This window comes from Sphaerospermopsis reniformis (assembly GCF_005402885.1).
GTDB lineage: Bacteria > Cyanobacteriota > Cyanobacteriia > Cyanobacteriales > Nostocaceae > Sphaerospermopsis > Sphaerospermopsis kisseleviana.
In genome coordinates this window covers 1-19,548 of sequence record NZ_BJCE01000097.1, presented here as the reverse complement: position 1 = coordinate 19,548, position 19,548 = coordinate 1, and the positions used below count along the sequence as shown (strand labels likewise).

Genomic DNA, 19,548 nt, shown 5'->3' with positions numbered 1-19,548 from the left:
AAAAAGTGTGCATTTTTTGGGATTTCAAGAGATGGCAAAGAAATTTTCAAATCTCCTCCTGACTCCTGACTCCTGACTCCTGACTCCTATGCCCTCACGGAAAGACTTTCTCAGCAACCCCTAAATAGTTTTGTGTGAATTAAGAAATTAAGATATTTTCTATACCTGTTGTGTTTCCTGCAATAGAGACTTGAATCACTCTACTATATTGTAATCGCCATTGTAAAGCATTGGAAATAGTCAGATAGCCAATTTCTGGAGGTTCACGTAAAATTCTTTCTGCAAGTGTTTCTCTACCAATTTCGTCTAACGGAAAATTTCGTTCTTCTAAAAAAGCGACCACATCATCTTTATTACCATGACGGCGTAAAATTTCTTGTAAACCGTAGCTAGTTTGATAATCTCCAGTACGTTTTTTATCTACAAAAACAACGTTTTGAAAGTTTAGATTTGCAGTACGAGAATTATGGTCATCATTTTTTTCATAACTAAATATTAATAGATGATAACCTAAACCATATACTTTTTGACTGGCATTTTTAAAGGGATATGAAGATTGAGGTTGTCGGATTGAAGTTACTTTTAAATCAACTTCTAAACCAGGAAAATCTATTCCTAACGCTGCACTACCAAGAGTGTAATCATACCTCGTTGATAAATATTGATTAAAAGCAGATTCTACGTAAGTTCCTACAGCTTTTCCATCTGTAACTCCATATAAATTATAAATTGGTGTTGCACTCAGTTCTAAGCAAAAACTACGTGCAGCTATTTTCAACGATTCAAGTGTGAGTAATTCCATATTTTGCAGAATACATCAAATAAAGAGATAAAAAACTAAATAGCTAAAGTTAACTGTTGGTAATTAGATTTAGTAAACTCAATATTTTTTTTACCAATTCTTTTACATACCCATTCTACACAAGCAGGAACAATTGCATTACCAAACAAAGCATATTGATCATAAATTTTTGCTTCTCTACACCAATGATCAGGAAAACCCATTAACCGCGCATATTCAATGTTAGTTAAACGTCGATATTTATCATTTACTTTATAGCGTTCATAGTGTCTGGAAGTAGAAGCAGTTAATGTTGATGCAATACCATTAATACCAAATATTGTATAACCCAGTCTTGAACCTCCATCCTGATTATATAATATCTCTACTCCTTGACAATAACGATTCACAGCCTTACTTTTTTTAATCCTTTCTAAAGTATCAATTGTAAAATCAAATTGAGGTTCTATTGCTGTCTCATCTTGCAAAATATCTTTTAGCATTTTTCTGGGTTTAATATCTGGTAATAGCGACATATTGCGAGTAAACATTTTATTTTTATAAGCAATTCCCCAATTACCATTCTTGCCTTTACTTTCAGCTATAGGGGACATATATTTTTCTATGAGAAAATCTATATCTTCTAGATTTATCAAATCTTTTTGGGTTAAAAATACAGATGTTTTTTCTAAAAAATCACAATTGATATTGACAGAATTAAACTTAGTACCAAAAATAAAAATTCTTTCTCGATTTTGAGGAATACTAAAACTAATAGGACTAATGATTCTCCATTCAATTAAATAATCTAATTCAGATAAGGCATTTAAAATAACTTTGAAGTGATAACCATTTTCCATTGTTAAAAGTCTTTTGACATTTTCTAATAAAAAATACTGTGGTTGTTTTACAGCTATAATTTCCACAATACGTTCAAATAATGTTCCTCTAACCTGATCTCTAACTCCTAGTTTTTTACCAGCAGGGCTAAAAGGTTGACAAGGAAAACCAGCAGTTAAAAGATTATGATTAGGTATATCGGATATAGAAATATTATTAATGTCACCTAAAACAATAGAATCATCACCAAAATTACTCTGATAAACTTGACAAGATAATTCATTAATATCATTTGCCCAAATAGTTTGAATATTAGCAGATTCCAAACCTAAACGAAAACCTCCAATACCTGCAAATAACTCTATAGCCGTTAATAATTCTTGTGTTTTTTCTGTTTTCATTAACTTCTAAAAATAGCTTCGTTTTCTTTGTGGTTCAATGATTACTATAGCAAAGTATGGGAACTAGAAAAACCCAGGAATGAATTAATTTTATCTTTGCGTCTTAACGTCACTATCTTAACAATTCTTAACCCCAAAATCCCAAAAAAGTTTCAACACCCTTTTTTAGCCCGAAATTATTGAGAATGGTTGCGAATGATTCAACGTATTTTCAAGGGTCTTGACTTCTGACAGGGTTGTGTTATGATAGGTTTTATAATAATCCAAGGGAGTAGTATTGTCTGAATCAGAACATCTAGGATTTAAGGATTTTCAGGATAAGAACGCAGATTATCAGAATCAGTATTTAAGAATGTACAGGATATCTTCTTTGCGCCTTTGCGTCTTTGCGTGAGGAAATAGATAAATTTTGTCAGAATCAGGATTACCAGGATTTGAGGATTTTCAGGATGTTAAAGGCAGAGCCTTAAATAATTCATTCCCATACAGAGTATGGGAACGAGAGATAATAAGAGATACAGAGTATGGGAACAAGAAAAGAAAACTACTTAACAGCAGCTAATTCTTTCTTAAAGAAAGCTTGCAAAATATTATCTGCAATTTGCTGACTGGTTAAACCTAAACTAGCCTTAGATTCATCTGGTGTGGCATGATCTACCAAAATATCAGGAACACCAATTCTTTTAACTGGTACAACCACATCCGCATCAAGTAAAGCTTCCGCTACCGCAGAACCAAAACCACCCATTAAACAACCTTCTTCCAAAGTGACAACTCGGCCAATTTGTTTTGCCAAAGGTACAATTAAATCTGTATCCAAAGGTTTCACAAATCGGGCATTAATGACAGTGGCTTCAATACCGTGTTCGCTGAGAATTTCTGCTGCTTGCATACCTGGGTAGACCATTGTACCATAGCCGACAATTAACACATCATCGCCTTGGCGGAGAATTTCCCCTTTACCAATTTCCAACGCTTCCCAGCCTTCTTCCATCAAGGGAACACCGTAACCATTACCACGGGGGAAACGCATAGCGATCGGTCCATCGGTATATTCAATACCTGTGACTGTCATCCGTTGTAGTTCTGCTTCGTCCTTGGGTGCCATTAACACCATGTTGGGAATACAACGCAGATAAGCTATATCATACATCCCTTGGTGAGTTGGACCGTCAGCACCTACAATACCTGCCCGATCTAAACAGAAAAATACAGGCAGGTTTTGAATGCAGACATCATGGATAATTTGATCGTAGGCACGTTGTAAGAAGGTAGAATAAATGGCAGCTACCGGACGCATACCTTCACAAGCTAAACCCGCAGCTAAGGTAACGGCGTGTTGTTCAGCAATACCCACATCAATATATTGGTTAGGTAATTTAGCTTGTAATTTATCTAAACCTGTACCTGTAGCCATAGCAGCAGTAATACCGACTATTTTCGGGTTTTGTTCTGCTAATTTCACCAAAGTGTGAGAAAAGACTTTTGCGTAAGCAGGTGGTTTAGGTTTACTAGAAGGAATAGCTTTACCAGTGGTCAAATTAAAGGGGTTTTGGGCATGATAGCCTACTTGGTCTTTTTCTGCCATTTCATAGCCTTTACCCTTGACGGTGGCTACGTGAACCAGCACTGGACCAGTCATTTGATGTGCTTGTTGGAAGGTGGCGATCAGTTCTTCTAAATTATGGCCATCCACTGGACCCATGTAGGTAAAACCTAGTTCTTCAAAAACTGCGCCAACTTTGGAAACAGCTAACCGTTTCATCCCTTCGGTAATGCGTTCTAGTTCATCACCAACAAAGGGAATATTTTTAAATTGTTCCTCAATGTTATCAGTGAGAAATTGCATCGGGGGACTGAGGCGCATTTTATTTAAGTAGCGGGGAATAGCGCCGACGTTGGGAGAAATGGACATCTCGTTATCATTGAGAACTACCAACAAGTTAGTTTTAGGGAGGTGGCCTGCGTGGTTAATAGCTTCTAATGCCATACCGCCGGTTAAAGCACCATCACCGATCACCGCTACTGTTTTAAATTTTTCCCCTTTTAAGTCACGGGCTAAGGCCATACCCAACGCGGCGGAAATACTTGTAGAAGCGTGTCCTGCGCCAAAGTGATCAAATTGGTTTTCACAACGTTTGAGATATCCCGCTACTCCGTCTTTTTGTCTGAGGGTGTGGAAGTCGTGGTAGCGTCCGGTAATTAGTTTATGGGGATAAGCTTGGTGTCCTACATCCCAAATTACTTTATCCCGATCTAAGTCCAATGTTTGATATAGTCCCAAGGTTAATTCTACAACTCCTAAACCTGGTCCCAAATGTCCCCCACTTGCGGCTACGGTTTGTAAGTGTTTATCTCTAATTTGTTTGGCTATTTGCTGTAACTGCCGAATAGACAAACCGTGCAACTGGTTAGGATGGGTAATTTCACTCAGGTGCATATTATAAGGTTTTCCTCTCTAACTCTACTTTTTGGCATTAATTGATTTTCCCACTTCCGGGACTATAAAAATCTCACTGTCACCAGTTTTATCAATATAACGTTGACTGGTGATTGGTGACTGGTGATTGGTGACTGGGAAAATACAAATAATTTCTCCCCATCACCCCATCACCCCATCTCTCCGTTAAAATTTCAGTGTAGTGGGAACTATGGGTGTTTCTGCCTGTTTTTGCTGACGTTGCAAATATCTACTTAACAAGTAGGCCATGTCACCGCGAGTCATGGGGCTTAATGGGTTAATATTCCCGTTAGGGTCTGTGTTGATGAAACCTTCTGCTATGACTGTGGCGATCGCCTTTCTTGCCCATGTCGGTATAGAATTTTGATCAGGGTATTTTGATAAAATCTGGTTCACTGTTGCATTTGGAAACTGAAACACTCCGTAAGCTTGGGCAAAAATTGCTAAACCTTCTGCCCTAGTGACTCTTTGGTTTGGAAAAAACATATTTCCCCGATATCCTTTCATAATATCGGTTTTCAGCACTGTTTGAATATCTTGATATGCCCAATGATATTTCGGAACATCTGGTACATTTATGGTTTTTTCTTGTTTAGCTGCTTGGCGTTTATCTAAATAAAATGCTTTGACTAAAATTGCTGCTAATTCTGCCCTACTGATTAATTTTTCTGGATAAAATTTTCCATCGGGTAAGTTATCCATTAATTTTGATTCTACAACTTTTTGGATATAATCTAAATCGCTCTTGTCTGTATTTTCAACAAGATTTTCAACATTATTTTCAATAGAAGGCTTTGGTGTGTTGACTTCCTGGGCAATGACTGGAAATATAGACAGGAAGGTTAATAAGTTCAATGTCCCCAATGTCAAAATTGCTAATTTCTTCATATCCCAGATTATTGTCACTGTTTATTATCAACTTTGTTTTTGGATATTGACGGTTACTGTTTTTTAATGTTTCTGATTTTCCGATAAATCTATAATTAATGTAATTGTAGATTATATATTATTTAACCAATCACCAATCACCAATCACTAATCACCAATTTTGTAGTATATTCGGCTATGAGAGTATTTTTCATGTTGTGAAATTTTCAGGAGTTGAGAATGTCCGTATCAGCAGATCCCGTAAAGTTAATGAAGCAAGAAGTTGGTAAAGCAGCAGCGAACCTAGTAAAATCAGGTTCTATTGTTGGGTTGGGTACGGGTTCAACTACAGCTTACACTATACAGTTTTTGGGCGATCGCCTCAAGTCTGGTGAACTTAAAGATATTGTCGGTATCCCTACTTCGTTTCAGTCGGAAGTGTTAGCAAAACAGTACGGTGTTCCTCTTACCACTTTAGACGCTATTGATCATATTGATATCGCTATTGATGGTGCTGATGAAGTTGACCCCCATAAAAACTTGATTAAAGGTGGTGGTGCTGCACATACCCGCGAAAAAGTGGTAGATTATCTAGCAAAAGAATTTATTGTGGTAGTTGATAGCGGTAAGTTGGTTGACCGTTTGGGTTCTGTTTTTGCGGTACCTGTGGAAGTCATTCCGATGGCTATTACTCCAGTCATTAATGCTATCAAAAAACTCGGTGGTCAGCCAGAATTACGTATGGGTGTGAAAAAAGCAGGTCCTGTAATCACTGACCAAGGTAACATGGTGGTAGATGTCAGATTTGATAGTATTGATGATCCTGTAACTTTGGAAACAACACTGAATAATATTCCTGGTGTTTTGGAAAATGGCATCTTTGTTAACTGTGTCAGTCAGGTTTTAATTGGTGAAGTTATTGATGGTCAACCTGTTGTTCGTCAAATGTAGGTAAAATAAAAAGGGTGGGTTTTTCCCACCTATGAAAAAAGCTCACGCCAAGACGCCAAGACGCAAAGGCGCAAAGAAAGTACATGATTATTATCTAAAATTCCGTGATGTTATACAGAAGATTTGGACGCACAAATTTACAAATGCCGGTGTTTTCCTGCGGGGGAATGCGTTATCAATTTAAATGGCAAGATGTTAAACTAGAGGAAATTCCTCAAGATAATCAGGAAAATTTAAAAGCTGTTATTCATCGCGCTTTTGATTTAGGTATTAATCATATTGAAACTGCTAGGGGTTATGGAACTTCGGAAATGCAGTTAGGGAGAATTTTACCTACATTTCCCCGTGAAAAGTTAATTGTCCAAACTAAAGTTTCTCCTGTTGCAGATGCTAAGGAATTTAGAAAAACATTTGAAAAATCTTTATCATATCTCAATTTAGACTATGTTGATTTATTAGGTTTACATGGTATTAATAATGCCGAATTTTTAGATTATAGTCTTGGTGAAGGTGGTTGTTTAGAGGTTGCTAAGGAACTACAAAAAGCAGGAAAAGTCAGATTTATCGGTTTTTCTACTCATGCACCTTTAGAAATAATTTTACAGGCAATTAATACCAATGAATTTGATTATATTAACCTCCATTGGTATTATATCAATCAATGGAATTGGTCAGCAATTGAAGCTGCTAATAAGTTAGATATGGGGGTGTTTATTATCAGTCCTTCTAATAAAGGAGGTTTGTTATATCAACCATCTGAAAAGTTGGTTAAGTTATGTTATCCATTAAGTCCAATGGTATTTAATGACTTATTTTGTTTAAGTCATCCCCAGGTAAATACATTAAGTATTGGTGCTGCAAAACCCAGTGATTTTGATGAACATTTAAAAACCTTAGAATTATTAGACAAAGCTGATGAAATCTTACCTCCAATTATCGAAAGGTTAGAAAATGCTGCTATAGAAGTTTTAGGGGAAGATTGGGTAAAATCTTGGGATCAAAATTTACCAAGTTGGGAAGAAACACCAGGACAAATTAATATTAAATATGTGTTATGGTTGTTGAATTTAGCTTTAGCTTATGACATGGTGGAATATGGAAAAATGCGTTATAATCTCTTAGGTAATGGTAATCACTGGTTTCCTGGTAATCAAGCAGATAAATTAGATGAATTAGATTTGAGAGGATGTTTAGTTAACAGTCCTCATGCTGAGAAAATACCTCAAATGTTAGCTAAAGCTAATGCAATGTTAAAGGGGAAAGATGTAAAAAGATTATCTCAAAGTTAGTTCACTTATCCCTATTCCTTTCTTACTGTCACCTGTCACCTGTCACCTACTCCCTATTTGTGAAAACTCTAATCATTGATAATTATGATTCTTACACCTTTAATTTATATCAATTGATTGCGGAAGTAAATGGAAAAAATCCCATTGTCATCCGTAATGATGAAGTTGACTGGGAAAATTTGACCAAGATTGATTTTGATAATGTGGTTATTTCTCCAGGACCAGGTAGACCAGAAAAAATAGAAGATTTTGGTATTTGTGGTCAGGTTTTACAGAATATTCAAGTACCTGTTTTGGGTGTGTGTTTAGGACATCAAGGTTTAGGTTATTTTTATGGTGGTAAAATTATCCATGCACCAGAAATTAAACATGGTCGTTTAAGTGAAGTTTATCATAATCATTGTCAATTATTTCAAGGTTTACCATCTTCATTTTTAGCTGTTTGTTATAATTCTTTAGTTGTTGCGGATGACATACCCGAATGTTTAGAAAAAATTGCTTGGACTCCAGAAGGTGTAGTCATGGGTTTACGTCATCGAAATTTACCTTTTTGGGGTGTACAATTTCATCCTGAATCAATTTGTACTGAATATGGAAAAGAGATTTTTCACAACTTTAGAAATATAACAGCTAATTTTTATAATTATCAAATTCCAGAAAATACAAATCATCAAAACGTACTTTTACCCAAAAAACATCAAAATCATCAACAGCAACAATATCAAGTTTATAGTAAAAAATTAGATATATATCCTGATGCAGAACAGGTATTTACACAGCTTTTTGGTGACAAGGTAAATACCTTTTGGTTAGATAGTAGTAGATATGAACCTGGTTTATCTCGGTTTTCCTTTATGGGAGATAATAGCGGTGTTCATAGTTTATTAGTTGAATATCAAACCCAAAATCAAGAAATTAAAATTACGCAAGGTGGTAAAATTACAACTTATCATGAAAGTATTTTTGATTATTTACAACGAGAAATTAAAAATAGATATTGTGTAAATTGTGTAAATTGTGTAAATGAGGAATTACCCTTTGATTTTAACTGTGGTTTTGTGGGTTATTTTGGATATGAATTAAAAGCAGAATGTGGAGGAAATTTAGTACATAATTCTGAATTACCCGATGCTATGTTTATTTTAGCAGATAGAATCATTGCTTTTGATCATCAAGAACAAGTTATTTATTTAGTCTGTTTAACGACAGATGAAGAAACTGCAAAAACATGGTTTTCAGAGACAGAATTAAAATTACAAACATTATCACCTCTTCAACCAATTATTAAATCTAAACTTAAACCTCAACCACAAGAAAAGATTAAATTTAATTTACAACAGTCTGAAAAAAATTATCTTGAGGATATTCAAACATCATTAAAAGAAATTTATGAAGGTGAAACTTATCAAGTTTGTTTAACCAATAAATTATCTACAGAATTTACACCAGAACCTTTAGAATTTTATCGCACACTCAGAAAAATTAACCCTGCACCTTATTCGGCTTTTTTAAAGTTCGATAATTTCACTATAGCTTGTTCTTCACCGGAAAGATTTTTAAGTATAAATTCCCAAGGTTGGGTAGAAACAAAACCCATTAAAGGAACATTACCCAGGGGAAAAACACCCCAAGAAGATGAACTTTTAAAAGCAAGTTTACGTAACAGTGAAAAAGATCGTTCTGAGAATTTAATGATAGTTGATTTATTGCGTAATGACTTAGGGAGAGTTTGTCAAGTTGGTAGTGTTCATGTTCCCAAATTAATGGATGTAGAAACCTATAGTACAGTACATCAATTAGTAACTACAATTAGGGGTTTATTACGTCCAGAAATGGATGCTATTGACTGTATTAAAAATGCTTTTCCTGGTGGTTCAATGACAGGTGCGCCAAAAATTAGAACTATGGAAATTATAGATAAATTAGAACCAAAAGCAAGAGGTGTGTATTCTGGTGCAATTGGTTTTTTAAGTTGTCATGGTGCAGCAGATTTAAACATTGTGATTCGGACTGCAATTTTAACAGATCAACAAACTTCTATAGGTGTGGGTGGGGGAATTGTAATTTTATCAAACCCCCAAGCAGAATTAGCAGAAATGTTGTTAAAAGCGGAAGCTGTAGTTGATGCTTTAAAGATAATTTGATAATTAGCAACTACTTCTAGCGAAAAACATTAGGCAATAAATAAGTAGCTCCTGTATATAAAATATAAAAAGCGAAGCCAAAAAACAAAGTATTCAAAAAAGTAGCTACGTAGCCAATACACATCAATATTCCATCAGATTCGATGGTTGCGACTGCTAAAATTAACATTCCCACAGCAGGAATAGGATTAGTAGCAGGGGGATATGGGGACATTAATAATATTGCTAACCAGGTTAGACACATCCCATTAAACCGCCAAGTTAATTGATTTTCAGCAATTTTCTGGAGGCGTGGACGGGTGATTTTTTCTAAGATTCTGGTTACACGCTGTAAATTTCGCAACAGTGTTTGAGCAAACCAATCAGGGAATTTAAGGGAGGCAATTTTTTTAGGAAGCCAGGGTGTACGCCTTCCCAGTGCCATTTGTCCTGACATTAATAAGCAAGCTACACCTAGAGGAGTGCTTAACCCTGGTGGTGTTGGTAACAAGAAGGGTAATACCAATAATGCAATCACTAAGCTAAAACCCCGTTCTGATGTTTCTGAAATCACGTCACCCAAAGTCAGAGGTTTTTCAGCTAAATGTTGCAATAATAATTTAATATCTTGAGAAAATTTTAGGGGCATAAAATCCTATTGAATCATCAACCAATACTATAATCACATATTTATCCATTGGCAATTTTCGTAGTTTATTGGTTACGGGTGAATGGATGATGTTGATTGATATTAAATTTCAACAGCTACAGCATCACAAAGTATATGATTATGTTCACTTACTGAGTATATAGTCATCCGGTTTGATTTCTGAATTTATCTGTGTAGGCAGGCAAGAGGAAATAGTTCGACTTCGCTCACCAACCAGGCACTCATGCAAAAGGCTTTTAGAGAATTTTGGTGTACGGAGTTTTTTTCAATAATCAAATAGGAGTCCTATATTTAATGTTATACTATAGTGATCCGATTTGATTCCTGCAATTATTTGTGTAGGCAGGCAAAAGGGTTTTAGATAATTTCGGTGTAGGAAGTTTTGTTCAATAATCAAATAGGATTCCTATATTGTTCTTACCAATTACCAATTACCAATTACCTATTACCTATTACCAATTACCCATTACCCTTTTCTTTAGGAATAACCAACACTTTATCAACTCTATTTCCATCCATATCCATAACTTCAATTCTCATATTTTCCCATTCAAAATAATCCGCTGCTGCGGGAATACGCCCTAAATGAGTAATAACTAAACCGCCTAAAGTTTGAAAATTACCTCTTTCTTCTATTGCCAATTCTTCTATATCAAAAAGTTCAAAAAACTCCTCTACTGGTAACATCCCATCTACCAACCAAGAACCATCTTCTCTTTGCACTGCTTGGGGTTCTTCCTGTCCAGGTTGTGCAGGAACATCACCGACAATTTCACTCATAATATCATTGAGCGTTACTAATCCTTGAATGACTCCATATTCATCAACTACTAAAGCAATATGAGTGGCGGTTTGTTTAAATAACTCTAAAACTTTTAAACCCTTGGTACTTTCGGGGACAAATATGGGTTGACGTAATCCTATTGTTAAATCAAAAGGTTCATGGCGTAAACTCCTGGCTAATAAATCAGTCACAGGAATAACACCTAAAACATGATCAAGTCCCTCTTGACATACGGGATAACGAGAATAGGCACTTTCAGACATTTTGTGACGGTTTTCTTCTGGGGAGTCTTCCAAGTCTAACCAAACAATATCCGGGCGGGGTGTCATTAGAGAACTCACAGGGCGATCGCCTAAACGAAAAACCCTCTCTACCATATCCTGTTCCGCTTCTTCAAAAGTCCCCGCTTCTGTTCCCTGTTCTATTAAAATCTTGATTTCTTCTTCTGTAACTTGCGGTTCTTGAGAAGGTCTAACTCCTAAAATTCGCAATACTGTTTCTGTGGAAACACTTAAAAGATAAACCACAGGAGAAGCTAACGCCGCTAAAGCCCGCATGGGAAGGGCTACAGATGAGGCTATTTTTTCTGGGTTGTTTAATGCTAACCGCTTGGGTACAAGTTCACCCACAATCAATGATAAATAGGTGATGACTAAAACCACCACTCCAAAAGCAATAGGTTGGCTATAATCTGCCAAAAAAGGAACTAACTGAACATATCTCTCTAGCCTTTGGGCAATGGTAGCACCACCGAAAACACCATTGAGAATATTAATCAGTGTAATCCCTACCTGCACCAGAGATAAAAAATGATTAGGAGACTCTGCCAGTTGCAGTGCAGCTTGGGCGTTGAGGTTTCCTTGATTGGCTAGTTGCTGTAATCTGACCTTACGGGCGGAAACTATGGCCATTTCAGACATGGAAAACACGCCGTTGGCAAGAATTAGCGCCAAAATGATTAAAATTTCAATAGTGATAGATGACATTTTGTTTTGGAAGGAGTTCAAGGAGTCAGGAGTCAGGAGTCAGGAGGCAGGAGTCAGGAGTCAGGAGTCAGGAGGCAGGAGTCAGAAAGTAAAGATTTTCCCCCAGTCACCAGTCACCAATCACCAGTCCCCAATCACCAATCACCTAAAATGGTTTACATATAACTACAATCTAGATTTTCCCACTTTTCAAGACTTCTCACGCTAGTAACACTTATGGCTTTTTCTTCTATTGTGCGTGCTTTGACGCGATCGCCTCTCACCACCGAACTAAACACTAAACTCAAAAAACATCAAGAATTGCGGTTAAATGGCATTTCTCGCTTACCCAAGGGTTTAGTTACTTCCGCTTTGGCTCATCATGAGGGTAGGGATTTATGCGTGATCTGTGCCACTCTGGAAGAAGCTGGACGGGTTTATGCCCAAATGGAAGCGATGGGATGGAATACTGTACATTTTTACCCCACTTCGGAAGCTTCCCCCTATGAACCTTTTGACCCAGAAACTGAGTTAAGTTGGGGTCAAATGCAGGTTTTGGCAGATTTGATTAGTGGTCAGTCGTCTAAAAAAAACACAGCTATTATCGCTACTATCGGGGCGCTACAACCACATTTACCACCCCCAGAGGTATTTAAATCTTTTTGTCTCTCTTTACAAAAGGGGATGGAATATGATTTAGATGAGTTTAGTGAAAAAATTACCGCTTTAGGTTATGAACGGGTTTCTTTAGTAGAAACTGAAGGTCAATGGAGTAGACGAGGGGATATTGTTGATGTTTTTCCCGTATCTTCTGAGTTACCAGTCCGTTTAGAATGGTTTGGGGATGAAATTGAAAAAATTCGGGAATTTGACCCCTCTACCCAACGTTCTGCTTTAGATAAGATTAATCAAATTTCTCTTACTCCTACTAGCTTTGCGCCGATTGTTTTAGCAGCATTAAAAAATCATCCCAATTTTACAACTATTGTAGAGACGTTTCATGAAACTTCTCTACAGGAATCGGAATTACAATCATTAGAAGGAAGTAGAAGATTTTTAGGTTTAGCTTTTAATAAACCCGCTTCAATTTTAGATTATTTACCTGAAAATACCCTCATTGCTATTGATGAGGTAGAACAATGTCACGCCCATAGCGATCGCTGGGTAGAAAATGCGGATGAACAGTGGGGAATGGTGACTGGGGACTGGGGACTGGTGACTGGGGAAGAATCTTGTCGTGTTTCTAAAATTCATAAAACTTTTGATGAATGTTTGGCGGAAATTAGCAGTTTTCACAAATTCCACCAGTTATATTTATCAGAATTAGCGGAAGAAAATAGCGGTACTAATTTAGCGAGTAGACCTTTACCTGTTACACCTCATCAATTTGCTAAATTAGCAGAAACCCTCAGACAAGAAAGAGAACGTAAATTTGCAGTTTGGTTAATTTCTGCTCAACCTTCCCGTTCTGTAGCTTTACTGCAAGAACATGATTGTCCTGCTCAGTTTATCCCTAATCCTCGTGATTATCAAGCAATTGATAAACTACAAATCAATCATACACCAGTCGCCCTGAAATATTCCGGTTTAGCAGAATTAGAAGGTTTCATTTTACCTTCTTTTCGGATTGTTATTGTTACAGACCGCGAATTTTACGGACAACATTCTTTAGCTAATTTTGGTTATGTTCGTAAACGTCGTCAAGCTAAATCTAAACAAGTTGATCCGAATAAATTAAGACCAGGTGATTTTGTTGTTCATCGTAGTCACGGCATTGGTAAATTTATCAAATTAGAAAGTTTGACAATTAATCATGAAACCCGTGATTATATAGTTGTTCAATATGCTGATGGTGTGCTGAGAGTTGCGGCGGATCAAGTTGGTTCTTTGTCTCGGTTTAGAACTAATGCTGATAACCCCCCAGCATTACATAAAATGACGGGTAAAGCTTGGGAAAATACTAAAAACAAAGTTAGAAAATCTATTAAAAAATTAGCGGTAGATTTGCTAAAATTATATGCTGCCCGTTCTCAACAACAAGGTTTCTCTTATCCCCAAGATATGCCTTGGCAAGCAGAAATGGAAGATTCTTTCCCCTATCAACCTACCACAGATCAACTCAAAGCTGTGCAAGATGTCAAGCGGGATATGGAAAGTGAAAGACCGATGGATCGCTTGGTTTGTGGTGATGTGGGTTTTGGGAAAACTGAAGTAGCAATTAGGGCAATTTTTAAAGCTGTTACTGCTGGTAAGCAAGTGGCACTTTTAGCCCCAACGACAATTTTAACTCAGCAACATTATCACACCATTAAAGAACGGTTTTCACCTTATCCTGTGAATGTCGGTTTATTAAATCGTTTCCGCAGTGCAGAAGAAAAACGCAACATTCAAAAACGTCTAGCGACTGGAGAATTAGATATTGTTGTGGGAACACATCAATTATTAGGAAAAGGTGTGCAATTTAAAGATTTAGGACTTTTAGTAATTGATGAAGAACAAAGATTTGGTGTTAATCAAAAAGAAAAAATCAAGAGTTTAAAAACACAAGTTGATGTGTTAACTTTATCAGCAACTCCTATTCCTAGAACCTTATATATGTCTTTATCTGGGATTCGGGAAATGAGTTTAATTACCACACCACCCCCAACCAGAAGACCAATTCAAACTCATTTAGCACCTTTAAATCCAGAAATTGTTAGAAGTGCAATTAGACAGGAATTAGATAGAGGTGGACAGGTTTTTTATGTCGTTCCCAGAGTCGAAGGAATTGAAGAAACAACAGCAAAATTAAGGGAAATGATCCCAGGGGGAAGATTTGCGATCGCTCACGGTCAAATGGATGAAAGTGAGTTAGAATCAACTATGCTCACTTTTAGCAACCATGAAGCTGACATCTTAGTTTGTACGACAATTATCGAATCTGGTTTAGATATTCCGCGAGTTAACACCATTTTAATTGAAGATGCACACCGTTTTGGTTTATCGCAATTATATCAATTAAGAGGACGAGTAGGACGAGCAGGAATCCAAGCTCACGCATGGTTATTTTACCCCAAACAAAGAGAATTATCCGATGCAGCTAGACAAAGATTAAGAGCAATTCAAGAATTTACTCAACTCGGTTCTGGTTATCAACTAGCAATGCGAGATATGGAAATTCGTGGTGTAGGAAACTTGCTTGGTGCTGAACAATCTGGTCAAATGGATGCTATCGGATTTGATTTGTACATGGAAATGTTAGAGGAAGCAATTCGAGAAATTAGAGGTCAAGAAATACCCCAGGTTGAAGATACCCAAATTGACCTGAATCTCACTGCATTTATTCCTTCAACCTACATTACCGATATAGATCAAAAAATGAGTGCTTACCGTGCGGTTGCAACAGCAAAATCTCAAGAAGAATTAAAAGGAATTGCCGCAGAATGGACTGATAGATATGGTGCAATTCCTGTTCCTGCAAATCAACTTTTACGGGTGATGGAATTAAAACAATTAGCGAAAGCTTTAGGTTTTAGTCGCATTAAACCAGAGAATAAACAGCATATAGTTTTAGAAACTCCAATGGAAGAACCTGCTTGGAATTTGTTAGCAGAAAAGTTAACAGACTCGATGCGAAATCGCTTTGTTTATTCTCAAGGAAAAGTAACAGCGAGGGGTTTAGGAGTATTTAAAGCTGAACAACAATTACAGACATTAATTGATGTTTTTTCTAAAATGCAAGGAGTTATTCCTGAAGTAGCTTTAGTCTAGTTTTAGTAGGTTGGGTTGACGCAAGGAAACCCAACATAATTAATATTGTTGTTGGGTTTTTTGGGTTTTTTGGGTTGCGCTATCGCTTAACCCAACCTACTATAAAATAAACATCTCAATTAATTAAATAAAATTCCCATAGAGGTGACAATGGTTGTACAACTACTCAGACACCAATTTACAGTTAAGCAATTTCACAAAATGGCTGAATCTGGTATTTTATCAGAAAATGATCGAGTGGAATTAATTCGGGGGGAAATGATTGATATGTCACCTATTGGTACAAGACACTCAGGTTGTGTTATATTTCTAACAAATTTACTAGCTTTACTATTGGGAGGACGTGCGTTAATTAATGTGCAAAATCCTGTAGAATTAGATGAAATTTCCGAACCACAACCGGATATAGCATTATTAAAACCCCGTCCTGATTTTTATAGAAATGCACACCCCCAACCAGAAGATATATTTTTAATAATAGAAGTTGCTGATACAACTGTAAAATATGATCGCCAAGTGAAAATTCCCTTGTATGCAGAAGCAAATATTCCTGAAGTTTGGTTAATAGATGTTAATCAGAAAATAATAGAAGTATATCGCCATCCTCACCAGGGAATTTATCAAGATATGCAAACTTTAGAGAAAAATCAAAGTTTATCAATTTTCGCTTTTCCTGATGTGAGTATTCATGTGAGTGAGATATTTTAAATAAGTTGGGTATTTGTTTTATTAGCAATGAAGGTTATGCACTTTTAATTACCGGAGAGGAATAGTTTTTCAGTCAGTTAATTAAGACCTTATCTTTGGGCAACTCGCATTAACAGAAATAGACCAACTCCCAAACCAAACAAGTTAGGCAACCAAGCACCGACAACGGGAGAAAGAATTTCTGCCTGTGCTAAAGCCCCAGAAACTGATAATAATAAGTAATAACTAAAAATCACGATCACACTAATACCAAAACTCGTACCTCTACCAGTACGTTGAGGTATAGTTCCCATCGCCGAACCCACTAAACCAAAAATAATACAAACAAAGGGAAAGGCAATTTTTTGTTGAATTCTTACTTCTAATTTTCTAATTCTTTGGGGATTACCTGCTAAACGTTCAATTTTTAATTGTTCTAGGGCTTGAGAAATATTCATTTCTCCATAATCTCGACTATTTTCTGCAACATTTAAAGGCGTGCGGGGAAGTTGCAATTGTTGATGTTCAAACCGCAAAATATTCCGATAAGAACGGTCTGGTGCAACTAAATAAATTGTACCATTATAAAAATCCCAAACTTGTTGAGCAGGATTCCATGCAGCAGATTCGGAAACTAAAATTTGATTAACTCCTTCTCTAGAACGGTCGATAATTGTTAAACCTTTCATTTGCTTACCGTCAAATTGATCGGCATAAAACAAGCGAGATAAGATTTTATTTGTGCTACCATCTGCTGCTTTTTCTTCCCGGTATTCAGGATAATAAATATTTTGTTGTTTAAATGATGGTTTGTCTGATTGCAGTGCTTGTTCTAAAGTTCGAGTTGCTTCATAATTGGCGGCTGGGGCTATTTGTTCATTAAATACATAAGTCATACCTGTGACTAAACTACTTAATAAAACAGCCGTGAATACCATCCGATATACACTTACACCACATCCCCTTAAAGCAATTAGTTCACTTTCACTAGATAACTTGCTGTAAGTCATCAACGTAGCGAGTAAGGTGGACATGGGGAAAGAATAAACCATTACATAGGGTAATTTTAAGACAAAAACCTTGAGAGCGATATTAATTGGTAGTCCAGATTCTACGACTTTTCGTAATAATTCAAATAAACTATCAATGGCTAAAACTACAGAAGTAAATGCCCCAACTCCAAATAAAAAAAGCGGAAGTAACTGCATCGCCAAATAACGATCCATGATCGAAAAAGGCAGCAGTGAATTAAGGGTATAGAAAGATTTAATTTGCTTAGATGCCATAAGAGAAATTAAAAATAAAAATTTCAGGACTCAGAAGTCGTAGGGGCGAAGCATTCGGAAAATAGCCTGTGATAAAAATTGATAATTTATCGTCCGAATGCTTCGCCCTTACAGGAAAATAAGCTGTGATAAAAATTGATAATTGGTCGTCCGAATGCTTCGCCCTTACAGGAAAATAACCTGGGACAAAAATTGATAATTGGTCGTCCGAATGCTGATGCTTCCAGCACGCTTCGCGAACGCCCGTACAGGAGTCAGAAGTCAGAAGAAAAATAATTATTACCAATTACCTATTCCCTATTTTTAAACATTAAAATTATCACCTAAATAATATTGTCGAACAAGGGGATTATTATAAAGTTCATCGGCAATACCAAAAGCGAGAATTTGCCCTTCCCGCATAATGTAGGCACGATCAGTAATAGCGAGAGTTTCGCGGACATTGTGATCTGTAATTAAAATGCCCATACCGCGATCGCGCAGTTGTGCTACAATTTGCTGAATTTCTGAAACTGCTATAGGATCAACTCCGGCAAAGGGTTCATCCAAAAATAAAAATTTTGGACCTTGTCTACCTGCTGCTAAAGCCCTGGCTAACTCTGTCCGTCGTCGTTCACCTCCAGAAAGTTGAATACCTTTACTATTGGCAACTTTTTCTAAGCGAAACTCTGTTAATAAATCACCCAACCGGCTTGACCATTCCCTACGTGGCACATTAGTTTGTTCTAAAACCAAGAGAATATTATCTATAACAGACAGTTGCCGAAATACACTAGCTTCCTGTGCCAAATAGCCAATACCCAATCTAGCTCGTTTGTGCATTGGCATTCCCGTAATATCTAAATTATCTAACCACACCCTACCCTGATTAGGTTTTTCTAAACCTGTGGCAATATAAAATGTTGTGGTTTTACCAGCACCATTGGGTCCAAGTAAACCCACAATTTCACCTTGGGCTACAGAAAGATTAACGCGATTGACAATGACTCGCTTGCCATAAGATTTATGAATATTTTCTAAAACAATTTTCACTATTCGCGTTTTTGTGGTAATGAATACTAATTTTAACGCTTGAGGGGTGGTGTTCTGGGCGCTGGTTTAGCGGTTTGTCCACTCATATCACCATCATCCACCATGTAAACAGATTCTACCTGACGATTGGACTGAGGTAAGGCGATAAATCGACCTTCGTCAATTAAATAAGTGACTCTTTCTGCCCTAATACTGTTATTACCTTGTTGCAAAATATAGACGTTGCCACTGAAATCAATGCGTCGTTCTTTGCTAAAGTATTGTGCTTGGGCGGCTGTGGCTTGTATTTGACGTGCAGGATACAACATCTGCACGTTACCGCGAGCAGTGATTACTTGAGCTTTAGCATCATATTCTTGGACATCCGAGCGAATAGTCAGGGGACGGTTTCCCCCAGAAGATTGGGCTGTAGCGGTGGGAAGTTGGTTAGTAAGGGTAACTGTACCCAAGAGGGCTACAGGCAGCATTACAGCTAATCCTAGACGGTGCATCTGTGATTTTAGCAAGTGATAGGGAGTTATCATAGTAATTTGTGATAAAAGTTTTCAGGTTATAGCAGGTGACTGGGGACTGGGGACTGGGGACTGGTGACTGGGGACTGGTGACTGGGGACTGGGGACTGGGGACTGGGGACTGGGGACTGGGGAATAGTGTCAGATGT

The 19,548-nt window shown here is 36.9% G+C and carries 15 protein-coding genes; 6 read left to right on the top strand and 9 right to left on the bottom strand.

Annotated elements, in window-relative coordinates; translation table 11 throughout:
- Positions 1 to 139: 139 nt before the first annotated feature.
- The 4 genes from FFR48_RS14680 to FFR48_RS14665 form a co-directional block, all read right to left on the bottom strand.
- Positions 140 to 802 carry a type II restriction-modification system restriction endonuclease gene (locus FFR48_RS14680; RefSeq protein WP_137667872.1) on the bottom strand — a complete coding sequence of 221 codons (663 nt, stop codon included), beginning with the start codon at positions 800 to 802 and terminating at the stop codon, positions 140 to 142.
- 35 nt (positions 803 to 837) lie between these two features.
- The gene (locus FFR48_RS14675) at positions 838 to 2,022 is read right to left on the bottom strand and encodes a DNA cytosine methyltransferase (protein WP_137667871.1); all 1,185 of its coding nucleotides are present in this window, start codon (positions 2,020 to 2,022) and stop codon (positions 838 to 840) included.
- Positions 2,023 to 2,566: 544 nt separating this feature from the next.
- Complete coding sequence (gene dxs / locus FFR48_RS14670; RefSeq protein WP_137667870.1) at positions 2,567 to 4,462, bottom strand: 1-deoxy-D-xylulose-5-phosphate synthase; 1,896 nt, start codon at positions 4,460 to 4,462, stop codon at positions 2,567 to 2,569.
- Between the two features lie 186 nt (positions 4,463 to 4,648).
- Positions 4,649 to 5,371, bottom strand: coding sequence for an S-layer homology domain-containing protein (locus FFR48_RS14665; RefSeq protein WP_137667869.1), 723 nt, complete (start codon positions 5,369 to 5,371; stop codon positions 4,649 to 4,651).
- A 219-nt stretch (positions 5,372 to 5,590) separates the two neighbouring features.
- On the opposite strand from FFR48_RS14665, the gene rpiA reads away from it, so the two are divergent.
- The 3 genes from rpiA (at position 5,591) to pabB (ending at position 9,734) form a co-directional block, all read left to right on the top strand.
- Positions 5,591 to 6,301, top strand: coding sequence for a ribose-5-phosphate isomerase RpiA (gene rpiA / locus FFR48_RS14660; protein WP_096569597.1), 711 nt, complete (start codon positions 5,591 to 5,593; stop codon positions 6,299 to 6,301).
- Between the two features lie 107 nt (positions 6,302 to 6,408).
- Positions 6,409 to 7,590, top strand: coding sequence for an aldo/keto reductase (locus FFR48_RS14655; protein ID WP_137667868.1), 1,182 nt, complete (start codon positions 6,409 to 6,411; stop codon positions 7,588 to 7,590).
- 59 nt (positions 7,591 to 7,649) lie between these two features.
- Entirely contained in the window at positions 7,650 to 9,734 is a 2,085-nt protein-coding gene (gene pabB / locus FFR48_RS14650) for an aminodeoxychorismate synthase component I (protein WP_137667867.1), read from the top strand.
- Positions 9,735 to 9,750: 16 nt separating this feature from the next.
- Here pabB and FFR48_RS14645 read toward each other — a convergent pair whose 3' ends face one another.
- Together FFR48_RS14645 and FFR48_RS14640 are read right to left on the bottom strand one after the other, a co-directional pair.
- Positions 9,751 to 10,362 carry an exopolysaccharide biosynthesis protein gene (locus FFR48_RS14645; RefSeq protein WP_096569605.1) on the bottom strand — a complete coding sequence of 204 codons (612 nt, stop codon included), beginning with the start codon at positions 10,360 to 10,362 and terminating at the stop codon, positions 9,751 to 9,753.
- A 480-nt stretch (positions 10,363 to 10,842) separates the two neighbouring features.
- Positions 10,843 to 12,153 (bottom strand): hemolysin family protein, encoded by a 1,311-nt coding sequence (locus tag FFR48_RS14640; RefSeq protein WP_096569607.1) that lies wholly within the window; start codon positions 12,151 to 12,153, stop codon positions 10,843 to 10,845.
- Positions 12,154 to 12,159: 6 nt separating this feature from the next.
- Here FFR48_RS14640 and FFR48_RS14635 point away from each other — a divergent pair, with 6 nt between their 5' ends.
- From FFR48_RS14635 to FFR48_RS14625, 3 genes are all read left to right on the top strand, one after another.
- A complete protein-coding gene (locus tag FFR48_RS14635) occupies positions 12,160 to 12,318 on the top strand; it encodes a hypothetical protein (protein ID WP_162501886.1) in 159 nt (52 codons plus the stop codon).
- Positions 12,319 to 12,369: 51 nt separating this feature from the next.
- A complete protein-coding gene (gene mfd, locus FFR48_RS14630) occupies positions 12,370 to 15,882 on the top strand; it encodes a transcription-repair coupling factor (RefSeq protein WP_137667866.1) in 3,513 nt (1,170 codons plus the stop codon).
- A gap of 150 nt (positions 15,883 to 16,032) precedes the next feature.
- Complete coding sequence (locus FFR48_RS14625; protein ID WP_096569612.1) at positions 16,033 to 16,590, top strand: Uma2 family endonuclease; 558 nt, start codon at positions 16,033 to 16,035, stop codon at positions 16,588 to 16,590.
- Positions 16,591 to 16,679: 89 nt separating this feature from the next.
- On the opposite strand, the gene FFR48_RS14620 is transcribed toward FFR48_RS14625, so the two are convergent.
- The 3 genes from FFR48_RS14620 to FFR48_RS14610 all read right to left on the bottom strand — a co-directional run bounded on the left by FFR48_RS14620 (position 16,680) and on the right by FFR48_RS14610 (position 19,411).
- Positions 16,680 to 17,795 (bottom strand): LptF/LptG family permease, encoded by a 1,116-nt coding sequence (locus FFR48_RS14620; protein ID WP_096572731.1) that lies wholly within the window; start codon positions 17,793 to 17,795, stop codon positions 16,680 to 16,682.
- Positions 17,796 to 18,158: 363 nt separating this feature from the next.
- Positions 18,159 to 18,887, bottom strand: a complete 729-nt coding sequence (lptB, locus tag FFR48_RS14615) for an LPS export ABC transporter ATP-binding protein (RefSeq protein ID WP_096569614.1) — start codon at positions 18,885 to 18,887, stop codon at positions 18,159 to 18,161.
- Positions 18,888 to 18,919: 32 nt separating this feature from the next.
- Positions 18,920 to 19,411: an LptA/OstA family protein gene (locus tag FFR48_RS14610; RefSeq protein WP_137667865.1), complete on the bottom strand. Its 492-nt coding sequence runs from the start codon at positions 19,409 to 19,411 to the stop codon at positions 18,920 to 18,922.
- Positions 19,412 to 19,548 lie beyond the last annotated feature (137 nt).